The 281-nt window shown below is 41.6% G+C and carries 1 pseudogene; it reads left to right on the forward strand.

Annotated features, from left to right (window positions below):
* Positions 1 to 281, forward strand: a pseudogene (locus ACVCXO_RS18975) (hypothetical protein); the annotation flags it as partial.

A 281-nucleotide genomic window follows, 5' to 3' on the forward strand; every position in this document is an offset into this window, starting at 1 on the left:
CACAGATCCAAATGATGCATGTGAATTTACTGCAGCAGATATTACTTTACCTGTAACAGCAATTACGGATTGTGATGGTGATGGAGAAACAAGTGATACGGATCCAAATGATACCGATCCATGTATCGGAGGAACATTATCAAATGTAGATTTAACAGACACAACAAGTGACTGGGCAACTGCAGATTGTGATGGAGATGGAGTAAGTAACTTAGACGAAGTAGATCCTGATGGAGACGGCGTTCAAGGACCAAACGACACAGATCCAAATGATGCATGTG

Source organism: Lacinutrix sp. MEBiC02404 (genome assembly GCF_053601575.1).